At 73.7% G+C, this 18386-nt stretch carries 16 protein-coding genes and 6 tRNA genes; 14 read left to right on the plus strand and 8 right to left on the minus strand.

All coding sequences use genetic code 11. The annotated features are described in order from the left end of the window. Positions 1 to 82 precede the first annotated feature (82 nt). The 6 genes from BLW86_RS30580 to BLW86_RS30605 all read left to right on the plus strand — a co-directional run bounded on the left by BLW86_RS30580 (position 83) and on the right by BLW86_RS30605 (position 9364). Positions 83 to 937 (plus strand): MetQ/NlpA family ABC transporter substrate-binding protein, encoded by an 855-nt coding sequence (locus BLW86_RS30580; RefSeq protein WP_093877030.1) that lies wholly within the window; start codon positions 83 to 85, stop codon positions 935 to 937. A gap of 219 nt (positions 938 to 1156) precedes the next feature. Further along, complete coding sequence (locus BLW86_RS30585) at positions 1157 to 1792, plus strand: GNAT family N-acetyltransferase (RefSeq protein ID WP_093877031.1); 636 nt, start codon at positions 1157 to 1159, stop codon at positions 1790 to 1792. A gap of 70 nt (positions 1793 to 1862) precedes the next feature. Continuing rightward, on the plus strand, positions 1863 to 3107 hold the full coding sequence (gene cbiE / locus BLW86_RS30590) for a precorrin-6y C5,15-methyltransferase (decarboxylating) subunit CbiE (RefSeq protein ID WP_093877032.1): 1245 nt from the start codon (positions 1863 to 1865) through the stop codon (positions 3105 to 3107). Positions 3108 to 3414: 307 nt separating this feature from the next. Next, positions 3415 to 6831 (plus strand): nicotinate-nucleotide--dimethylbenzimidazole phosphoribosyltransferase, encoded by a 3417-nt coding sequence (gene cobT, locus BLW86_RS30595; RefSeq protein WP_093877033.1) that lies wholly within the window; start codon positions 3415 to 3417, stop codon positions 6829 to 6831. 356 nt (positions 6832 to 7187) lie between these two features. Beyond that, entirely contained in the window at positions 7188 to 8429 is a 1242-nt protein-coding gene (gene cobA, locus BLW86_RS30600; protein ID WP_093877034.1) for a uroporphyrinogen-III C-methyltransferase, read from the plus strand. 116 nt (positions 8430 to 8545) lie between these two features. Continuing rightward, on the plus strand, positions 8546 to 9364 hold the full coding sequence (locus BLW86_RS30605; protein ID WP_093877035.1) for a TrmH family RNA methyltransferase: 819 nt from the start codon (positions 8546 to 8548) through the stop codon (positions 9362 to 9364). Positions 9365 to 9404: 40 nt separating this feature from the next. Here BLW86_RS30605 and BLW86_RS30610 read toward each other — a convergent pair whose 3' ends face one another. Next, the gene (locus BLW86_RS30610) at positions 9405 to 10580 is read right to left on the minus strand and encodes a serine/threonine-protein kinase (protein ID WP_093877036.1); all 1176 of its coding nucleotides are present in this window, start codon (positions 10578 to 10580) and stop codon (positions 9405 to 9407) included. Positions 10581 to 11083: 503 nt separating this feature from the next. Here BLW86_RS30610 and BLW86_RS42180 point away from each other — a divergent pair. The 3 genes from BLW86_RS42180 (at position 11084) to BLW86_RS30620 (ending at position 12865) form a co-directional block, all read left to right on the plus strand. Further along, positions 11084 to 11248 (plus strand): hypothetical protein, encoded by a 165-nt coding sequence (locus tag BLW86_RS42180; RefSeq protein WP_177181791.1) that lies wholly within the window; start codon positions 11084 to 11086, stop codon positions 11246 to 11248. Between the two features lie 344 nt (positions 11249 to 11592). Beyond that, positions 11593 to 12528 (plus strand): phosphotransferase family protein, encoded by a 936-nt coding sequence (locus BLW86_RS30615; RefSeq protein ID WP_093878957.1) that lies wholly within the window; start codon positions 11593 to 11595, stop codon positions 12526 to 12528. A 67-nt stretch (positions 12529 to 12595) separates the two neighbouring features. After that, positions 12596 to 12865: a TFIIB-type zinc ribbon-containing protein gene (locus BLW86_RS30620; protein WP_093877037.1), complete on the plus strand. Its 270-nt coding sequence runs from the start codon at positions 12596 to 12598 to the stop codon at positions 12863 to 12865. A 53-nt stretch (positions 12866 to 12918) separates the two neighbouring features. On the opposite strand, the gene BLW86_RS30625 is transcribed toward BLW86_RS30620, so the two are convergent. The 6 genes from BLW86_RS30625 to BLW86_RS30650 all read right to left on the minus strand — a co-directional run bounded on the left by BLW86_RS30625 (position 12919) and on the right by BLW86_RS30650 (position 13489). Further along, positions 12919 to 12993: transfer RNA gene (locus BLW86_RS30625), tRNA-Val, on the minus strand. A 29-nt stretch (positions 12994 to 13022) separates the two neighbouring features. Then, positions 13023 to 13094 (minus strand) — tRNA-Val (locus BLW86_RS30630). A 27-nt stretch (positions 13095 to 13121) separates the two neighbouring features. After that, positions 13122 to 13196 (minus strand) — tRNA-Val (locus BLW86_RS30635). Positions 13197 to 13230: 34 nt separating this feature from the next. Beyond that, a tRNA-Val gene (locus BLW86_RS30640) sits at positions 13231 to 13302 on the minus strand. Position 13303: 1 nt separating this feature from the next. Next, positions 13304 to 13377, minus strand: a tRNA-Cys gene (locus BLW86_RS30645). Positions 13378 to 13416: 39 nt separating this feature from the next. Beyond that, a tRNA-Gly gene (locus BLW86_RS30650) sits at positions 13417 to 13489 on the minus strand. 279 nt (positions 13490 to 13768) lie between these two features. Here BLW86_RS30650 and BLW86_RS30655 point away from each other — a divergent pair. From BLW86_RS30655 to BLW86_RS30665, 3 genes are read left to right on the plus strand one after another with little or no spacing between them, the layout of a single operon-like run. Further along, the gene (locus tag BLW86_RS30655; RefSeq protein ID WP_093877038.1) at positions 13769 to 14836 is read left to right on the plus strand and encodes a chorismate-binding protein; all 1068 of its coding nucleotides are present in this window, start codon (positions 13769 to 13771) and stop codon (positions 14834 to 14836) included. Next, positions 14833 to 15663 (plus strand): aminotransferase class IV, encoded by an 831-nt coding sequence (locus BLW86_RS30660; protein WP_093877039.1) that lies wholly within the window; start codon positions 14833 to 14835, stop codon positions 15661 to 15663. Before BLW86_RS30655 ends, BLW86_RS30660 begins: the two co-directional genes overlap by 4 nt. Positions 15664 to 15705: 42 nt before the next feature. After that, entirely contained in the window at positions 15706 to 16545 is an 840-nt protein-coding gene (locus tag BLW86_RS30665; RefSeq protein WP_093878958.1) for a GNAT family N-acetyltransferase, read from the plus strand. Between the two features lie 204 nt (positions 16546 to 16749). On the opposite strand, the gene BLW86_RS30670 is transcribed toward BLW86_RS30665, so the two are convergent. Further along, positions 16750 to 17265, minus strand: a complete 516-nt coding sequence (locus BLW86_RS30670) for a DsbA family protein (protein WP_093877040.1) — start codon at positions 17263 to 17265, stop codon at positions 16750 to 16752. Between the two features lie 407 nt (positions 17266 to 17672). Here BLW86_RS30670 and BLW86_RS30675 point away from each other — a divergent pair, with 407 nt between their 5' ends. Together BLW86_RS30675 and BLW86_RS42185 are read left to right on the plus strand one after the other, a co-directional pair. Beyond that, the gene (locus BLW86_RS30675) at positions 17673 to 18086 is read left to right on the plus strand and encodes a hypothetical protein (RefSeq protein WP_093877041.1); all 414 of its coding nucleotides are present in this window, start codon (positions 17673 to 17675) and stop codon (positions 18084 to 18086) included. 122 nt (positions 18087 to 18208) lie between these two features. Further along, positions 18209 to 18373: a hypothetical protein gene (locus tag BLW86_RS42185; RefSeq protein ID WP_177181792.1), complete on the plus strand. Its 165-nt coding sequence runs from the start codon at positions 18209 to 18211 to the stop codon at positions 18371 to 18373. Positions 18374 to 18386: the final 13 nt, after the last annotated feature.

An 18386-nucleotide genomic window follows, 5' to 3' on the forward strand; every position in this document is an offset into this window, starting at 1 on the left:
CCACACCAGACTTCGATTGTCGAAGAACAGCCCGGACTTGTTGTCCAGGCCTCCACCGCTCCACCGGAAAGAGGCACTCTTCGTGCGTAAGAACATCAAGCTCACCGCCGGTATCGCCGCCACCGCCGCCCTCGCCCTCGGCCTCACCGCCTGCGGCACCTCCTCGGACCCGTCCTCCGCCAAGGACCCGGCCGGCGCCGCCGACAAGCCCCTCGTCGTCGCCGCGTCCCCGACGCCGCACGCCGACATCCTGAACTTCGTCAAGGACAACCTGGCCGAGAAGGCCGGCCTGAAGCTGGAGGTGAAGGAGTTCACGGACTACGTCCTGCCGAACACCGCCACCGAGTCCGGCCAGGTCGACGCCAACTTCTTCCAGCACAAGCCGTACCTCGACGACTTCAACAAGAAGAACAACACCCACATCGTCCCGGTGGTCAACGTCCACCTGGAGCCGCTCGGCCTCTACTCCAAGAAGGTCAAGTCGGTGAAGGACATCAAGGCCGGCCAGACCGTCGCCGTCCCCAACGACACCACCAACGAGGGCCGCGCCCTCCACCTCCTCGCCGACAACGGCCTCATCACCCTCAAGTCCGGTGTCGGCACCGACGCCAAGCTCTCCGACATCACCGACAAGAAGGGCCTGGAGTTCAAGGAGCTGGAGGCAGCCACCGTGCCCCGCGCCCTGAACGACGTGGACGCCGCCGTCATCAACGGCAACTACGCCATCGAGGCCAAGCTCCAGCCGGCGAAGGACGCCCTCGCCCTGGAGAAGTCCGAGGGCAACCCGTACGCCAACTTCCTCGCCGTCAAGGAGGGCAACGAGAAGGACGCCCGCGTGCAGAAGCTCGCCAAGCTCCTCAACTCGCCCGAGGTGAAGAAGTACATCGAGGACACCTACAAGGGCTCGGTCGTCCCGGCCTTCGGCGCCGCCGAGTAAGGCCGCCGAGCAGGACGAGCGTCCGAGGGGCCGTCAGACCGGCTCCCCCGTACAGTCCTTGGGCAGAAGGCCCCCCGCATCCCGTCCGGTGCGCGGGGCCTTCGCCACGCCCACCCCCACACCCCCGGCACACCCGACCCGGCCATGCGCACCGGCGGCCGCATGCTGCATGCTGTGCGTTCACGGTCGATTCGGACGGTCCACGGCATGGAGCTGCGCATGACTACCACCTTCCCGGACATCTCCATCAACACGGACCGGCTGGTGCTGCGCGCGCTCGAGGAGACGGACGCCCCCGCCCTCGCCGAGATGATGAACGACGAGATGGTCGCCGCCTGGACCGCCGTGCCCCAGCCCTACACCGAGGCCGCCGCACACCGCTGGATCACCGAGTACGCCCCCACCGAACGCACCGCGGGACGGGGCCTCGACCTCGCCGTCACCGAGTTCCTGACCCAGCGTCTCGTCGGCATCGTCCAGCTGGGCAACACCGACTGGCGGATCCGCTCCACCGAGATGTCCTACATCATCGCCCCCTGGGCCCGCGGCGAGGGCTACGCCTCCGAAGCCGCGCTCGCCACCGCCCAGTGGCTCTTCGGCGACCAGAAGTTCGAACGCCTCGAACTGCGCACCGCCGCCGACAACACCGCCTCCCAGCAGGTCGCCCAGAAGATCGGCTGCATCAGCGAGGGCGTCCTGCGCAACGCCTGCATAGCCCGCACCCGCACCGAGGACGGCAGCTGGACCGAACTGCGCACCGACTTCATCGTCTGGGGCCTCCTCCCCGAGGACCTCGACGGCGTCGCCGACCAGATGGCCGAGGCCGGCTACTCCTCGTACACCGACTGGAGCTGAGCCCCACAGCGATCCCGGGGTACGCTCGGCACGCCCCCGACCTGCGACGACACCAGGGAGACAGACGACGATGGCCGACCGCGTCACGGTGATCGGCTGGGACGGCTCGCCCCTCACCGCGGCGGCCCGGTCCGCGCTCTCCGCCGCCACCCTCGTGGCCGGCGCCGGCCACCACCTGACGCTGCCCGAGGTGCCGCCGGGCGCCGAACGCATCCGCCTCGGCAGCGTCGACCTCGCCGCCCGCCGCATCGCCGGCCACCGCGGCACCGCCGTCGTCCTCGCCGACGGCGACCCCGGCTTCTTCGGCGTCGTCCGCACCCTGCGCGCCCCCCAGCACGGCCTGGAGGTCGAGGTCGTCCCCGCCGTCTCGTCCGTGGCAGCCGCCTTCGCACGCGCCGGCATGCCCTGGGAGGACGCCCGGATCGTCGTCGCCCACCAGCGCACCCTGCGCCGCGCCGTCAACGTCTGCCGCGCCCACCCCAAGGTCGCCGTCCTCACCTCACCCGGCGCGGGACCGGCCGAACTCGCCCTCCTCCTCGAAGGCGTCCACCGCACCTTCGTCGTCTGCGAGGAGCTCGGCACCGACCGCGAACAGGTCTCCGTCCTCACCTCCGACAAGGCCGCCGACCACACCTGGCGCGACCCGAACGTCGTCCTCGTCATCGGCGGCGCGCTCGGCGGCACCCCCACCGCCCCCTGGCTGATGGGCCAGGACCCGGCCGCGCGCACGGTACGCGGCTGGGGCCTTCCCACCGAGGAGTACGACTCCGAGGGCGAAGGCCCCGGAACCGGACCGGCCCACACCGGCGCCGGCGCGGACCCCGCCCTCCGAGCCGCCCAACTGGCCCGCCTCGGGCCCCGCACCGGCGACCTCGTCTGGGACATCGGCTGCGCGGGCGGCGCCTTCTCCGTCGAGGCCGCACGCTTCGGCGCCGCCGTCATCGCCGTGGACGCCGACCCGGCCGCCTGCGCCCGCACCGAACGGGCCGCCCGCCGTCACGGGGTCCTCCTCCAGACCGTCCCGGGCCGCGCCCCGCACGTCCTGGAGAGCCTGCCCGAACCCGACGTCGTACGGATCGCGGCCGGCGGCGTCCCCGTCGTCACCGCCTGCACCGACCGGCGCCCGGAGCGCATCGTGGTCCACGCCTCCACCCGCGACGAGGCCGAGGCGATCGCCACCGCCCTCGCCGACGGCGGCTACGCCGTCGAGACCGTCCTCCTCCAGACCGTCGGACTCGACCCGGACGACTGGTCGGAACGCGAGCGCTCGGTCGTCTTCCTGCTGTCCGGGCGCAGGATCGATCGCGCCCCATGACCAGGCCGCCCCACCGGGGCAGGGTAGGCTGGCCGATTGTTGTACCGCACCGGGATGTTCGGCACTCTGTTCGCCAATGTCCCGAATTGGTGGCCGCTTTGTGCCACTGATGTGGTACTTGACAACGGGGGGACCGCGCGACGTGGCGCAGTCCACAGCGCACCGTGGCAGATCTCCCTGCCACGATGGCCGAAGGCCGCGACAATGTGTGGGTGTCCGCGCGTGTTTCGTGCCGCGCGGCGCGCGCGCTCGTTCTTGTCGACGGGCGCAGGTCTGAAGGAGCACAAGCGATGGGCGAGGGGTACGCATGACGGACACCGGCCAGGTCCCGGGCGAGGGGCTGCCGGAGAACTCAGGCATGGTCGAGCAGCCGGGCATCCCCGCTCCGGGCGCGTACACCTTCCTGGACCCCTCCGGCCACACCACCGAGGACGACGACCTGCTCCTGATGCCGGGCGCCCAGGGCGCCTGGAGCGAGCACCCGCCGGGCGTCGTGCCCGCGCCGCCGGTCGCCGTCCCGGCCCCGCCGACGGCCCCCGTCGTCCCGGAGGCGCAGGTCCCGATGGGCGACCCGCTCACCGACCCGCTGCCGGACCCGCTCACGGGCCCGCTGCCCGACGGGGTCGCGCTCGCCGACGTGCTGACCGCCCCGCAGGGCCAGACCCCGCCGCAGGGCGTGCCGCTCGGCACCCCGGCGCACGGCGTCCCCGTGGCCACCGAGCACGGCTACGAGCCCGGCATCCTCGACACCGGCGCCCACGAGGCGGCCGGCCGCGACTCCGGCTCCGTCGACCTCGGCGGTGTCCGCGTGCCCCCGCCGGCCGCTGCCCCGACCCCGCAGCCGGCCCGCCGCCCGCTGCACATGGGCCCGCCGGTGCCCGAGGCCGGCGGTGGCGTCGTGCTCTCCCTCGCCGACCGCGGGCCGGCCACCGCACCCGCTCCGGCCCCGCAGCCCGCGCCGGTCCCCGAGCCGGTCGTGGCCACGGCCCCCGCCCCGATGCCGGTGCGGACGCCGGGCCCGCCGACCACCGGCCCCGAGTACTTCGAGATCGCGCAGGACCAGCAGCTCGCCCCGCAGGGCGCCGAACCGTGGGTCGCGCAGCCGCAGGAGCCGGCCGCGCCGCAGGCACCCGCAGAAACGGTCGTGCCGCCGACGGCCCAGTTCGTCCAGGTCGAGGGCTCCGTCCCGACGACCCCGCACCTGGCCCCGATCCCCGCCGAGGCGCCCCAGGTCGCCGAGTCGGCGCCGATCGCGGAGCAGGCTCCGGCCGAGGAGCCGTCGCTCCCGGCCGAGCCGGTGGCGGAAGCGCCCGTGGAGCCCGTGGCGGAGGCGTCCGTGGAGCCGGTGGCGGAGGCCCCGGCCGAGGTGGTCGAGCCCGTCGTGGAGGCCGCCGAGCCCGTCGCGGAGGCGGAGGTCGTGGACGCTCAGGCGACCGTGCCCGCGCCCCGCGAGGGCGAGCCCGCCGCCGAACCGGTGCAGGTCGCCGAGCCGCAGGCGGCCGAACCCGTCGCAGAGGCCCCGGCCGAGCCCGTACAGCCCGTGCAGGAGCCGATCCCGGCCCAGCCGGTGGAGCCCCCGACCACCGAAGCCGCACCCGCCGAGGTCCAGGCCGAGGCCGCTCCCGAGATCACCCCCGAGCTCGCGGAGCCGGTGGCGGAGGTCCTCGTGGAGCCCGCGATCGAACAGCCCGTCGAGCAGCCCGCCGTCGTCGAGGCCGTGGTGGAGACCCCGGTCGAAGCTCCCACGGAGGCCCCGGCGGAAGAGCCGGCGGAAGCGCCGGTGGAGGCTGTGACGGAGCAGCCCCCCGTGGTCGCGGAGGAGCAGCCGGAGCCGATCACCGAACCCGCGCCGGCCCCCGAGGCCGACGACCAGCCGGCGCCCGACTCCCCGGCCGGGGTCCAGGCGGAAGAGCCGGCCGAGGTCCAGGCGGAGGAGCCGGCGGAGGCCCAGGCGGAAGAGCCGGCGGAGGAGCAGGCGGAGACCCGCCCCGACTCCCCGGCCCCGGGCTACGACGACGCCGAGCGCGAGGCCGTCCTCCGTGTGATGCGCGAGCGCCGCGACATCCGCAACGGCTTCCGCAGCGACCCGATCCCGCACGAGGTGCTCCTGCGCGTCCTCGAAGCGGCCCACACCGCGCCCAGCGTCGGCCACTCGCAGCCCTGGGACTTCGTCGTCATCCGCTCCGCCGAGACCCGGCAGACGATGCACGAGCTGGCCCAGCGTCAGCGCGAGGCCTACGCCAAGTCGCTGCCGAAGGCACGGGCGAAGCAGTTCAAGGAACTGAAGATCGAGGCCATCCTCGACACCCCGGTGAACATCGTCGTGACCGCCGACCCCACCCGGGGCGGCCGCCACACGCTGGGCCGCTACACGCAGCCGCAGATGGCCCCGTACTCCTCGGCGCTCGCCGTCGAGAACCTCTGGCTCGCGGCCCGCGCCGAGGGCCTCGGCGTCGGCTGGGTCAGCTTCTTCGACGAGCGCGAGATGGTCCGTACGCTCGGCCTTCCCGAGCACCTCGAAGTGGTCGCGTACCTCTGCGTGGGCTACGTCGACGAGTTCCCCGAGGAGCCCGAGCTGATGCAGGCGGGCTGGTCCAAGCGCCGCCCGCTGGCCTGGGTCGTCCACGAGGAGACGTACGGCCGCCGCGCGCTGCCCGGCGAGGAGCCGCACGACCTGCTCCAGGAGACCGTCGCGAACATCCGCCCGCTGGACGCCAAGGCGCTCGGCGAGGCGTGGGAGCGGCAGAAGCGCATGACCAAGCCCGCCGGGGCGCTGGGCATGCTGGAGATCATCTCCGCACAGCTCTCGGGTCTCTCCCGCGTCTGCCCGCCCCCGATCCCGGAGCCGGCCGCCGTGGCGATCTTCGCCGGCGACCACGGTGTCCACGCCCAGGGCGTCACCCCGTGGCCGCAGGAGGTCACGGGCCAGATGGTGGCCAACTTCCTCGGCGGGGGAGCGGTCTGCAACGCCTTCGCGAACCAGGTGGGCGCCGAGGTCTGCGTCATCGACGTGGGCGTGGCGTCGGAACTCCCCGCCACTCCCGGTCTGCTGCCCCGCAAGGTCCGCCCGGGCACGGGCGACTTCACCACGGGCCCGGCCATGACCCGCGAAGAAGTCCTGGCGGCGATCGAGGTGGGCATCGAAACGGCCCGCGACCTCGTAGCAGCCGGCAACAAGGCACTGCTCACGGGCGAGATGGGCATCGCGAACACCACGGCGTCCGCCGCGCTGATCTCGGTCTACACGGGCGTGGACGCCGCCGAGGTCACGGGCCGGGGCACCGGCATCAACGACGAGACGCACGCCCGCAAGGTGGACGTGGTCCGGCGCGCCCTCGACCTGCACAAGCCGGACCCGGCGGACCCGATCGGCGTCCTGTCGGCGGTCGGCGGCCTGGAGCACGCGGCCCTCGTGGGCCTGATCCTGGGCGCGGCCTCGCTCCGTACCCCGGTCATCCTGGACGGCGTCTCCACGGGCGCGGCGGCCCTCGTCGCCCGCGCCATCGCCCCCGAGTCGCTCGCGGCGTGCATTGCGGGCCACCGCAGCGCCGAGCCTGGCCACGTGGCGGCCCTCAACAAGCTGGGCCTGCGCCCGCTGGTCGACCTGGACCTCCGTCTCGGCGAGGGCACGGGCGCCCTGCTGGCCCTGCCCCTGGTCCAGAGCGCGGCCCGGGCGATGCACGAGGTGGCCACGTTCGACTCGGCGGGAGTCACCGAGAAGTAGCACCACCGACGCGTCCCCCACCCACGACGGAAGTGGGGGACGCGCAGGAACCGGGTTCGGGCCGTCAAGCGTGACGTGTGGCGCGTACGCGCCTTGAGCATTCATGGCCCCGAAGGCGCCGTAAATCATGCGGTCCCGAACCCGGTTCCGGAGCGTCCCCACGCCCACGCCCACGGGCAGGGCCACACCACACGCCCATGGGCGAAGGCGCACCCCACACTCACCGGCGGGGGACGACCGTCACACCCTCCCCACCCCAGGTCACAGCTATCGTGATCGTGCACGAGCCGCTCCACCGCCGCAGCGGCCCCCTCGCACCGCACCGCACCGCCCGCTCTCCGAGGAGCCGCTCACCCATGGCCGAGAACGCCGAGAACGCCGAGCACCCCGCCTACCCCGTCGGACTGCGCCTCGCCGGCCGCCGCGTCGTCGTCCTCGGCGGCGGTCAGGTGGCCCAGCGCCGACTCCCGGCCCTCATCGCCGCGGGTGCCGACATCACCCTGATCTCCCCGTCCGCGACCCCGTCCGTGGACGCGATGGCGGAGACGGGCGAGATCACCTGGATCAAGCGCCGGTACGAGGACGGGGACCTGGCCGACGCCTGGTACGCCCTGGTGGCGACCACGGACCCGGCGGCGAACGCCGCCGCGTCCGCCGAGGCGGAGCGGACCAGGACCTGGTGCGTGCGCGCGGACGACGCCGAGGCGGCGACGGCCTGGACCCCGGCGACGGGCAGGGACGCGGGCGTCACGGTGGCGGTGCTCACCGGCCACGACCCCCGCCGCTCCGCCGCCGTGCGCGACGCGATCGTCGAGGGCCTCCGAGACGGCTCGATCGCCGCGCCCGCGCACCGCTCCCGCACCCCCTTCGTCGCCCTGGTGGGCGGCGGCCCCGGCGACCCGGACCTCATCACCGTCCGGGGCCGTCGGCTGCTCGCGGAGGCGGACGTGGTCATCGCGGACCGGCTCGGCCCCCGCGACCTCCTGGACGAGCTGCCGCCGCACGTCGAGGTGATCGACGCGGCGAAGATCCCGTACGGCCGCTTCATGGCCCAGGAGGCGATCAACAACGCGCTGATCGAGCACGCCAAGGCGGGCAAGTCGGTCGTCCGCCTCAAGGGCGGGGACCCGTTCGTCTTCGGCCGGGGCATGGAGGAAGCGCAAGCACTGCTCGCCGAGGGCATCGCCTGCACGGTGGTCCCGGGCATCTCCAGCTCGATCTCGGTCCCGGGCGCGGCCGGCATCCCGGTGACGCACCGCGGGGTGGCCCACGAGTTCACGGTGGTCAGCGGCCACGTGGCCCCGGACGACCCGCGTTCGCTGGTGGACTGGGCGTCCCTGGCGAAGCTGACGGGCACGCTGGTCATCCTCATGGGCGTCGACAAGATCGGCAAGATCGCCGAGGCGCTGATCGCCCACGGCAAGTCTCCGGACACCCCCCTGGCCCTGGTCCAGGAGGGGACGACGGCGACCCAGCGCCGGGTGGACGCGACGCTGGCGACGGTCGCGGAGACGGTCAGGGCGGAGGAGGTCCGCCCGCCGGCGGTCATCGTCATCGGCGAGGTGGTCACCGAGGGCCCCGACAAACTGACGAAGTAACCCCGCCCACACACCCACACCCACGCACGACGACAACCGCGCAACCGGGGGCGACCGAACAACGGGCCGCCCCCGCACACATTGGCACCACACCCCGGACAAGGCAGTATCACCTCGTGGCCGAACTCATCACGATCGACGACCCCGACGACCCGCGCCTGCGCGACTACACCGGCCTGACCGACGTCGAGCTCCGCCGCAGGCGCGAGCCGGCCGAGGGCCTGTTCATCGCGGAGGGCGAGAAGGTCATCCGCCGCGCGAAGCAGGCCGGTTACGAGATGCGGTCGATGCTGCTCTCGGCCAAGTGGGTCGACGTCATGCGCGACGTCATCGACGAGGTCCCCGCCCCGGTGTACGCGATCCAGCCCGACCTCGCGGAACGGGTCACCGGCTACCACGTGCACCGCGGCGCCCTCGCCTCCATGCAGCGCAAGCCGCTCCCGGAGGCCGCCGAGCTCCTCGCCGGCGCCCGCCGGGTGGTGATCATGGAGTCGGTCAACGACCACACCAACATCGGCGCCATCTTCCGCAGCGCCGCCGCCCTCGGCATGGACGCGGTCCTGCTGTCCCCGGACTGCGCGGACCCGCTGTACCGACGCTCGGTGAAGGTCTCCATGGGCGCGGTCTTCTCGGTCCCGTACGCCCGCCTGGAGGCGTGGCCCCGAGGCCTGGAGACCGTACGGGAGGCGGGCTTCAGGCTCCTCGCCCTCACCCCGGCCGAGAAGGCGACCTCGATCGACGAGGCCGCCCCGCACCGCCTGGACCGGGTGGCGCTGATGCTCGGGGCGGAGGGCGACGGCCTGTCCACGCAGGCCCTGCGCGCCGCCGACGAGTGGGTCCGCATCCCGATGGCCCACGGCGTCGACTCGCTCAACGTGGGCGCGGCGGCGGCCGTCGCGTTCTACGCGGTGGCGACGGGCCGCCCGGAGTCCTGACCCCCACCTCTGCTCCCGCCCCTGCGGGGCCGGCGCGCTCCTACCCCTGCAAGGCCTGCGCGGCGGCGATCCCGAGGGCCACGACGAGGGTCACGACCACGAAGACGAAGAGCCGCTGCCGCAGCAGCCGGGGGTTGGCGGGCCGGCGCCCGGTCGACGTGGAGCGGGCGCCGGGCCGGGTCCCCGGACGGGACTGAGGCCCTCGCGAGCCACCGGTCCGGGGCCCCGCCGAAGGCCGGGACGAGGGGCCGGCCCCCCGTCCCCGCTCCGTACCCCGCTCACGCTCCGGGCCACGGCCGGGCACGTCCCGGTCGGTGTACCGCTCGGTGGGCCGGACGGTGCTCCGCTCCTCGGCGCGCTCCCGCTGCGCCGGCGGCCGGGAGACCGGCAGCCCCTGGGCCTCGCGCGCCGCGATCTCCTTGAGCCGCATCGACAGCTGCAGGGTGCTGGGACGGTCCTCGGGGTCCTTCGCGAGGCAGGCCCTGATGAGCGGCGCCAGCGCGTCCGGCACCCCGTGCAGCTGGGGCTCCTCGTGCACGACGCGGTAGAGCATGACCTCGGAACTGCCGTGCCCGAAGGGGGAGTCGGCCATCGCCGCGTACGCCAGGGTGGCGCCGAGCGAGAAGACGTCGGTGGCGGGGGTGACGGCCGCGCCGCGCACCTGCTCGGGGGCGAGGAAGCCGGGTGAGCCGACGGCCGTGCCCACATGGGTCAGGGTGCTGGCCCCGGTGGCCCAGGCGATGCCGAAGTCGATGATGCGGGGGCCCTTGGGGGAGAGCAGGATGTTCGAGGGCTTCAGGTCGCGGTGGACGACCCCGGCCTCGTGGACGGCGACGAGGCCCTCCGAGAGCGCCGCTCCGATCGAGGCCACGTCGGCGGCCCGCAGCGGACCCTCCTCGGCGACCCGGTCGTGCAGCGAGGGGCCGGGCACGTACTGGGTGGCGAACCAGGGGCGGTCGGCCTCCAGATCGGCGGCGACGAGCCGGGCGGTGCAGCCGCCGCGGATCCGCCGGGCCGCCGACACCTCGCGGGCGAACCGCGAGCGGAACTCCTGGTCCTCGGCCAGGTCGGGCCGGATCACCTTCAGCGCCACCCGCTGGCCGCGCCGGTCGGACCCCAGGTACACGACGCCCATCCCGCCGGCCCCCAGCCTGCGGTGGAGCCGGAACGACCCGACGATCCGCGGATCCTCGCGCCGGAGCCGCATCATCGCCATGTCCGTCCCCTCGTCCGTTCGACGTGGCACAGCTTACGTAGTGGCGCCCGTACGCGCTCATAGGCCGCGCCCTCGCACCGGGATCGATTGTCAGTGCTGAGGGGGAGACCGGGGGACCGGCGGTCACAGGGCCGGCCCCCAACCCCCCTGCCGGAAAACCCACTTGACGTGCGGACGCGAACACACCAGGGCACCCCGGCGGGCGCCTCCCGGGACCGTCGGACCGGGCCCGCGCACCGGGCCGCACACCCGGGGTCCGGGGAAGTGAGCGATGTCACTCGCACCCCGCCCCCTCCGGGAAGACCCGGGCTTCCGGGCCGCCGTCTCCACCCAGGGGAGTACGTCGCACGGGCGGGCGTCATCCTTCGGGAGGCCCGGAAGTCGGTACGCGGGCATGACGTCCCGGCGCTTCCCGCTCCCTAGTGTTGAGGTCATGCGGCGGGTGCAGCACTCGTCCCCCGAGGTCACGCACCCGCCGCGCCAGACACGACAGGAGAGGAACCATGGCTTACACGGCACTGCGGACCACCCGGCCCTCCGGCCGCCGTCACCCCCTGGTGGCCACGGCCATGGTCCTCCCTCTCGCGGCCCTGCTCGTGGTCGTCTTCGGCGGCTGGGAAGCGGTGGTCACACAGGCGTCGTCCGTGGGCGTGATGCTGGGGCGCTGAGCGGCGCCCCGGACCCGGGAGAGCGGCCCGGGTCGGGACATCCGGCCATCAACCCCGTGGGGACGGGGGTGCGGCGGACGGCAGCGTGGGGCCGGTCAGCTGGGGAGCTGACCGGCCCTCGCGCGTTCCCGACAAGAAGCGGCCCTCGGGCGTTCCCGGCAGGACCGGCCGTCACGCGTTCCCGGCAGGACCGGCCCTCCACCGAGCGGCAACCGGCGCGAGCACCCACCCCGTACGCTCCCGGAGTGGCCCCAGCACTCCCGATACCCCCGACACCCTCGACAGCCCCGACGTCGCTCCCCTCCCCGTCCTCCGCGCCCGACGGCCGAGGCCCGCTCCACCGCCTGGCCGCCCTCGCGCACACCGCCGCCCACCCGTCCGGCGAGCCCTGCCGTTGCGCGGGCGGGCTCGTCGGGGTGCTGGCGGACCGGGACGACGGGACCGTCGTACGGCACGGGGGGCTCGTCGCGAAGGCGCACGCGCCCGGCACCGACCCCGAGGCCCATCGCGTACGGCTCGCGCTGGCCGCGCACCAGGACCTCGGCGGCGTCTTCCTGCCGCCCCTCCCGCCGCCGCGGACGGGCCCCGACGCGCTGGACGGCCGCCCGGTCACGGTCTGGCCGTACGGTCCACCCGTCGCCCCGGAGGATCCCGACGCCGCACCGTGGGAGGAGGCGGCACGGCTCCTCGCCCTGCTGCACCGCACCCCGCCCCCGCCCGGCTGGGCCGACCGCCTCCCGGACATGCGGGCCCCGGAGAAGGTGGCCCTCGCCGTGGAGCGGATGCGTCGCGCGGCTCCGGACCATCCGGCGGCGGCCACGGTCCTGGACGCCTGGCGGACGGTTCCCGACGGTCCCGCGACGGCACACCGGCTCCTGTGCCACGGCGACTTCCACCTGGGCCAGCTGGTCCGCGACACCCGCCGCGCGCCCGGCACCGTGGCCCGCTCCGACGGAGAAGCGCCCTGGCGGCTCATCGACATCGACGACCTCGGCCTGGGAGACCCGGCGTGGGATCTGGCCCGGCCCGCCGCCTGGTTCGCCGCCGGTCTCCTGCCGCCCGAGGTCTGGACGCGTTTCCTCGGCGCGTACCAGGAGGCGGGCGGCCCCGCCGTGGACGCGGAGCCCTGGGGCCGACTCGACGTGCCCGCCCGGGCGCTGACGGTCCAGACCGCCGCGCTGGCCCTGGCCAAGTCCACGGCCGAGCGCCGGCCGCTCGACGAGGTCGAGGAAGTGATGATCGACACCTGTGCCCGCATCGCCGGACATCGAACCGGGTAGGCCCTTTCGGCGTCCACGTAAGGTGAAGCCACCATTCGAACGGCAATGTCAGGGAGTTGAGCCGAGCATGCAGTGTCCCAAGTGCCATGCGGCCATGCACACGTACAACCGCAACGGCGTCCAGATCGAGCAGTGCAGCGGTTGCCGGGGCATCTTCCTGGACTACGGCGAGCTGGAGGCCCTGACCCGCCTGGAGTCCCAGTGGGTCCAGCAGGCCCCGCCCGCCCCGCCGGCCTACCCGGCGCAGCCCGCCCCCGCCGCGCCCGCCTGGGGCGCCCCGCACCAGGGCGGCCACTACCGCAAGGGCGGCTTCGGGCGGATGCTCTTCTCCTCCTGATTCGGGAATGCGAAGAAGCCCCCGGCCGCGAGCTGCGGCCGGGGGCTTCTTGCTGGTGCGCGATACTGGGATTGAACCAGTGACCTCTTCCGTGTCAGGGAAGCGCTCTCCCGCTGAGCTAATCGCGCGGGTACACCCGAGGGGTGTTCGTACTGTGTGCGCGATACTGGGATTGAACCAGTGACCTCTTCCGTGTCAGGGAAGCGCTCTCCCGCTGAGCTAATCGCGCGGGCGCACCCGAAGGGCGCGTGAACTGTGGTGCGCGATACTGGGATTGAACCAGTGACCTCTTCCGTGTCAGGGAAGCGCTCTCCCGCTGAGCTAATCGCGCGGGGGATCCGAAGATCCAGGACCCGAAGGTCCAGTGGACGATACTGGGATTGAACCAGTGACCTCTTCCGTGTCAGGGAAGCGCTCTCCCGCTGAGCTAATCGTCCTTGGAGGTGGAGACGGGATTTGAACCCGTGTAGACGGCTTTGCAGGCCGTTGCCTCGCCTCTCGGCCACTCCACCAGGAGTGAATACAGGGGTTCGGGAAGATCCCCCACATCGAGCGGACGACGAGATTCGAACTCGCGACCCTCACCTTGGCAAGGTGATGCTCTACCAACTGAGCCACGTCCGCTTGTCGTTTCCGTTCCGCTTGCGCGTCCCGGCGACGTGTTGAACTCTAGCGGATTCCTGGGCCAGTACAAAAACGCGTTTCCGCAGCGTGCTGACCTGCGGGCCCTTCCCCGTGCCCCGCCGGGCCTCACGGAGGGTTCGCACGGCGTTCACCCGCCGTGTCCCCGGGGTGGCAGGGAGCCCCCCTCGGAGGCGTCCCCCGTGCCCCCACCTCGCGCGCCCCTCGTGCCCCGGCGCACAGGACCCCGTGCCCCCGCCCCACCGGACCTAGACTCGATGCGTGCACGACCTTGCTCCCCTGGCCCGCTTCGGCGGCCTCCTCGCGACCGACCTCCGGGACGTCACCCATGATCCCGAGGCACTGGACTCCGCGGGCTTCTGGGCCGTCTGCGCGGACTTCGAAGGGCGCCTCACCTGCGCGCGCTTCGGGGACGTCCGGCCCGACCCGGTCCCCCTGCCCGTCCCGGGCGCCTGGCGCGGACCCGCCGCCGGTGACTGGACGTCCTCGCTCGACCGCGCCGCGTACACCGCGGGCGTACGGCGCGTGCGCGAGCACATCGCGCGCGGCGAGGTCTACCAGGCGAACCTCTGCCGGGTGCTGACCGCGCCCCTGCCGGACCCGGCCGACGCCGACGTCGACGCCCTCACCGCGCTCCTGGCCCGGGGCAACCCCGCCCCCTATGCCGGAACGATCCGGCTGCCCGCCCACGGCGTGGAGATCGCCACCGCGTCCCCCGAGCTGTACCTGCGCAGGGAAGGGGCCCTGATCTCCTCGGGCCCCATCAAGGGGACCGGCCGCACCGCCGCCGACCTCCTGCCCAAGGACCACGCGGAGAACGTGATGATCGTCGACCTGGTCCGCAACGACCTGGGCCGCGTCAGCGAGACCGGCACCGTCGCGGTCCCCGAGCTCTGCGCCGTCGAGGAGCACCCCGGCCTCGTCCACCTCGTGTCCACGGTCACCGGACTGCTTCGCGAGGACGCCGGCTGGCCCGGGCTGCTCGCCGCCACCTTCCCGCCCGGCTCCGTCACCGGCGCGCCCAAGTCCAGTGCGCTGCGGATCATCGAGGCGCTGGAGACCGTGCCCCGGGGGCCGTACTGCGGGGGCATCGGCTGGGTCGACGCCGACGCGGGCACCGCCGAGCTGGCCGTGGGCATACGCACCTTCTGGATCGACCGCCCCGAGGGCGTGCTCCGCTTCGGTACGGGCGCCGGGATCACCTGGGGCTCCGACCCGGAGCGCGAGTGGGAGGAGACCGAGCTGAAGGCGGCCCGGCTGGTCGCGATAGCGTCGGGCGCCTACGAGTCAGGCGCCTGTGAGGCGAGCGGAAAGGCCACTTCTCGATGAAACTCTGGGTCAACGGCGGGCTGCACGACGCGGAGACCGCCCGGGTCTCCGTACTGGACCACGGACTGACCGTCGGCGACGGCATCTTCGAGACGGTCAAGGCGGAGCGTGGCGAAACGTTTGCTCTCACGCTTCACCTGGAGCGGCTCACCCGCTCCGCCCGCGGCCTCGGCCTGCCCGACCCCGACCTCGGCGAGGTCCGCCGCGCCTGCGCGGCCGTCCTGGAGGCCAACCCGATGGAGCTCGGCCGGCTCCGCATCACGTACACCGGCGGACTCTCCCCGCTCGGCTCGGAGCGCGGCGACGCGGGCGCGAGCCTGGTCGTCGCCCTCGGCGAGACGAGCCGCCGCCCCGACTCGACCGCCGTGATCACCGTCCCCTGGACGCGCAACGAGCGCGGAGCCCTCACCGGCCTCAAGACCACCTCGTACGCCGAGAACGTCGTCGCCCTCGCCAGGGCGCGCGAGCAGGGGGCCTCCGAGGCGCTCTTCGCCAACACCGTGGGGCAGCTCTGCGAGGGCACCGGCTCCAACGTCTTCGTCGTGGTCGACGGCCGGATCCTCACCCCGCCCGTCTCCTCCGGCTGCCTCGCGGGCATCACCCGGGCCCTTGCCGTGGAGTGGACCGGCGCCCAGGAGACCGACCTGCCGCTGGAGGTGCTGGAGAGCGCCGACGAGATCTTCCTGACCTCGACCCTGCGCGACGTCCAGGCCGTGCACCGGGTCGACGGCCGCGAGCTCGCGGGCGCGCCCGGCCCCGTCACCGCCAAGGCGATGCGGGTCTTCGACGAGCGGGCGGCCGGGAACCGGGACCCGCGGCTCGCGTAAATCCGGATGACGCGTGGCGGGCGGATGGGTAGAACACCCATGATGACCACCACCCTGCGGCCGACCGAGCCGCTTCAGCAATCCGCCGACGGCGGCCGTTCCCGCACCTTCGACATCTGCGTGAACAGCCGCCGGGTCGGATCCGTCCGCATCGCCACCGATGAGGGCTTCGGCAAGGCGTCCGGCCTGATCGACCGCCTCCTGGTCGACGAGCCCGACCGGGGCCGGGGCCGGGGCACGGTGGCGGCGCTCGCCGCGGAGGAGGTGCTGCGCGGCTGGGGCTGCGGCGAGGTGCAGATCTCGGTGCCGGCGGAGGCGGCGGCCGCGGTGCGGATGGCCCGCTCGCTCGGGTACACCGAGCGCAGCCGCAACATGCTCAAGGAGCTTCCGGCCGAGCCGCCGCGGCTCCCGGAGGGCTTCGAGTACCGGCCGGCGACCCAGGCGGAGTTCGACGCGTGGTCGGCGAAGGCGCAGGCCGCGTTCGCGCAGAGCTGGATCGACCGGGGCGTCCCGGAGGAGCAGGCGCTCGCCAAGGCCGAGGACAGCAACCGCCGCTTCCTCCCGCAGGGCCTGGAGACCCCGGGCGTCACCATCAGCGTCGGCGTGCGCGACGGGCAGGTCGTCGGCTACCTCTGGGTGGGCCGCCTCGAGCGCGAGCCCGGGAAGCCGACGGGCTTCGTCTTCGAGGTCGAGGTCGTCGAGGGGGAGCGCGGCAAGGGCTACGGCCGGGCCCTCATGCTGCTCGCCGAGCGGGCCGCCCTGGAGGCCGGGGAGCGCCTCATCGAACTGCACGTGTTCGCGGGCAACACCCCGGCGATCCGGCTCTACGAGTCGCTCGGCTACCGCACGGTCCTCGTCAACAGCGCGAAGCCGCTGCTCTGAGCCGGCCAGGGCCTGTCCGGCGGATCAGGGTCGGAGAAGGCCGCGGCGTCCGGTGCAGGGGGTCTCCCCAGGCCCGCCAGGGCCGAGGGGACGCCTCGCAAGGCGCCGGAGCGCCTCGACAGCGGAGCTATCGGGGCGTTGCGGCAACGCGGCGAGGCGCCGTACCGGGAGTCCCGGCCCCGGCCCTGATCCGCCGGACACCCCCTAGGCCTCCAGGAGGCGGTCGGCGATCTGCTCGATGCGCTCGCGCAGGCCCTCCTGGCTCTGGCCGCCGTCCAGGCGCTCGCCGCCGATGACGTAGGTCGGGGTGCCGGTGACCTTGATCGCCTTGCCCTCGGCCTCGTCGGCGTCCACGGTCAGCAGGTGCCGGCCGTCGATCAGCGCGGTGTCGAACTCCTCGGCGTCCAGGCCGAGCTCGGCCGCCACCTCCAGGAGCACCGGCTCGCCCCGCTCGCCGAGCTCGGCGGTCCTGGCGAGCAGCGCCTCCGCGTACGGCCAGCCCTTGCCCTGCTCCACGGCCTCCTCGGCGGCCTGGGCGGCGGCGTACGCCTGCTTGTGCTTGGCCAGCGGGAAGTGACGCAGCTGTACGTCGAGCCGGTCGCCGTACTTCTCGCGGAGCGCGCGGACGTCGTCGAGGGCCTGGAAGCAGTCGGGGCACTGGAGGTCGAACCATGCCTCCAGGACGACGGGGGAGGCGGGTGCGGTGGTGGAGTCGTTCATGGCAGCAGTCTCCCTCACCGGGACCTGGGAGTGCCTGGCCGGTCGGGCCGGGCTCGCGGCTCCCCGGCCACCGCCGGGAGGCACCCCTGCGCACCGCGCCTCGCCGCGTTGCCGTCGGTCGGCACGGTCCCCCGTAGTCCTTCGGGCACGGGAGGTGCCTCCACCGCCGTGTCTCCTCCTCCGCCTCGCGGGGCGTCCCCTCGGACCTGGCGGGTCTCGGGTCTGGGAAGGCCCCGGGCGACAGCCGTCGCTCCCCGGTCCGGCCTGACCGGCGAGGCACACCCTGGGGAGGAGATCCCGGCCGGGGCGACCCGGAGATCTCCCTGAGACCGGGCCCGGGACATGGCCCGGGCCGTCCCCGCGGTGCAGGATGGAAGGGACGTACCGCCCGGCACCTGGAGGATCGCATGCTCGCCGAGACCATCTGTTCCGCGGTGTCCGCGGCGGGCCTGGGCATCGCCGCGATTTCGGCGTACCGGAAGCGATTCCTGTCCGCCGCCCGGATCGCGGCCTACGCCCTGGTGCCGCTCGGTCTGGTGATGACGGGCGCGGTCGACTGGATCGCCGACACGGCCTTCAGCCCGGTGGCCTGGGCCGGCTTCGGCGTGCTGGGCGTCGCCTGGCTGCTCTTCCTGTCCACCCGGGCCGTGGAGCGGCGCCGGGCCGGCCAAGAGGTGACCGCCGGGGGAGCCGAGCCGAGAGCCGTGGCCCCGGCCGCGTCGGCGCCCTCCCGTGGCGTGACGGCGAAGCCGCGGGCCGGCCAGTCCGCCGGTGAGGACTTCAGCGACATCGAGGCGATTCTGAAGAAGCACGGAATCTGATCACTTCTGGCGGTTCCGGTGTCCGTCCCCTTTCCGTGATCCACGGGAAGGAGTGAACGGCCCCCGCGGCGGGGCGTGTTGCGGGATTCGCAGGGTGCGGGGTGCGCCATCATCCCCCCGAGATGCTGGATACCTCGCGGGAGCCCGTACCCGCCGCCACCGACGCCCCCGCCGAAGAGCCGCGCGGCTGCCTGTTCGCGCTCTCCCAGCCACCACTGATGATCTTCCTCGGGGTGATCGGCTGTCTGCTCCTGATGGCCGCCGTGCACGACCTCTTCGTGCTCTGACCCTCCCGAGGGG

Source organism: Streptomyces sp. TLI_105 (assembly GCF_900105415.1).
Taxonomy (GTDB): Bacteria; Actinomycetota; Actinomycetes; order Streptomycetales; family Streptomycetaceae; genus Streptomyces.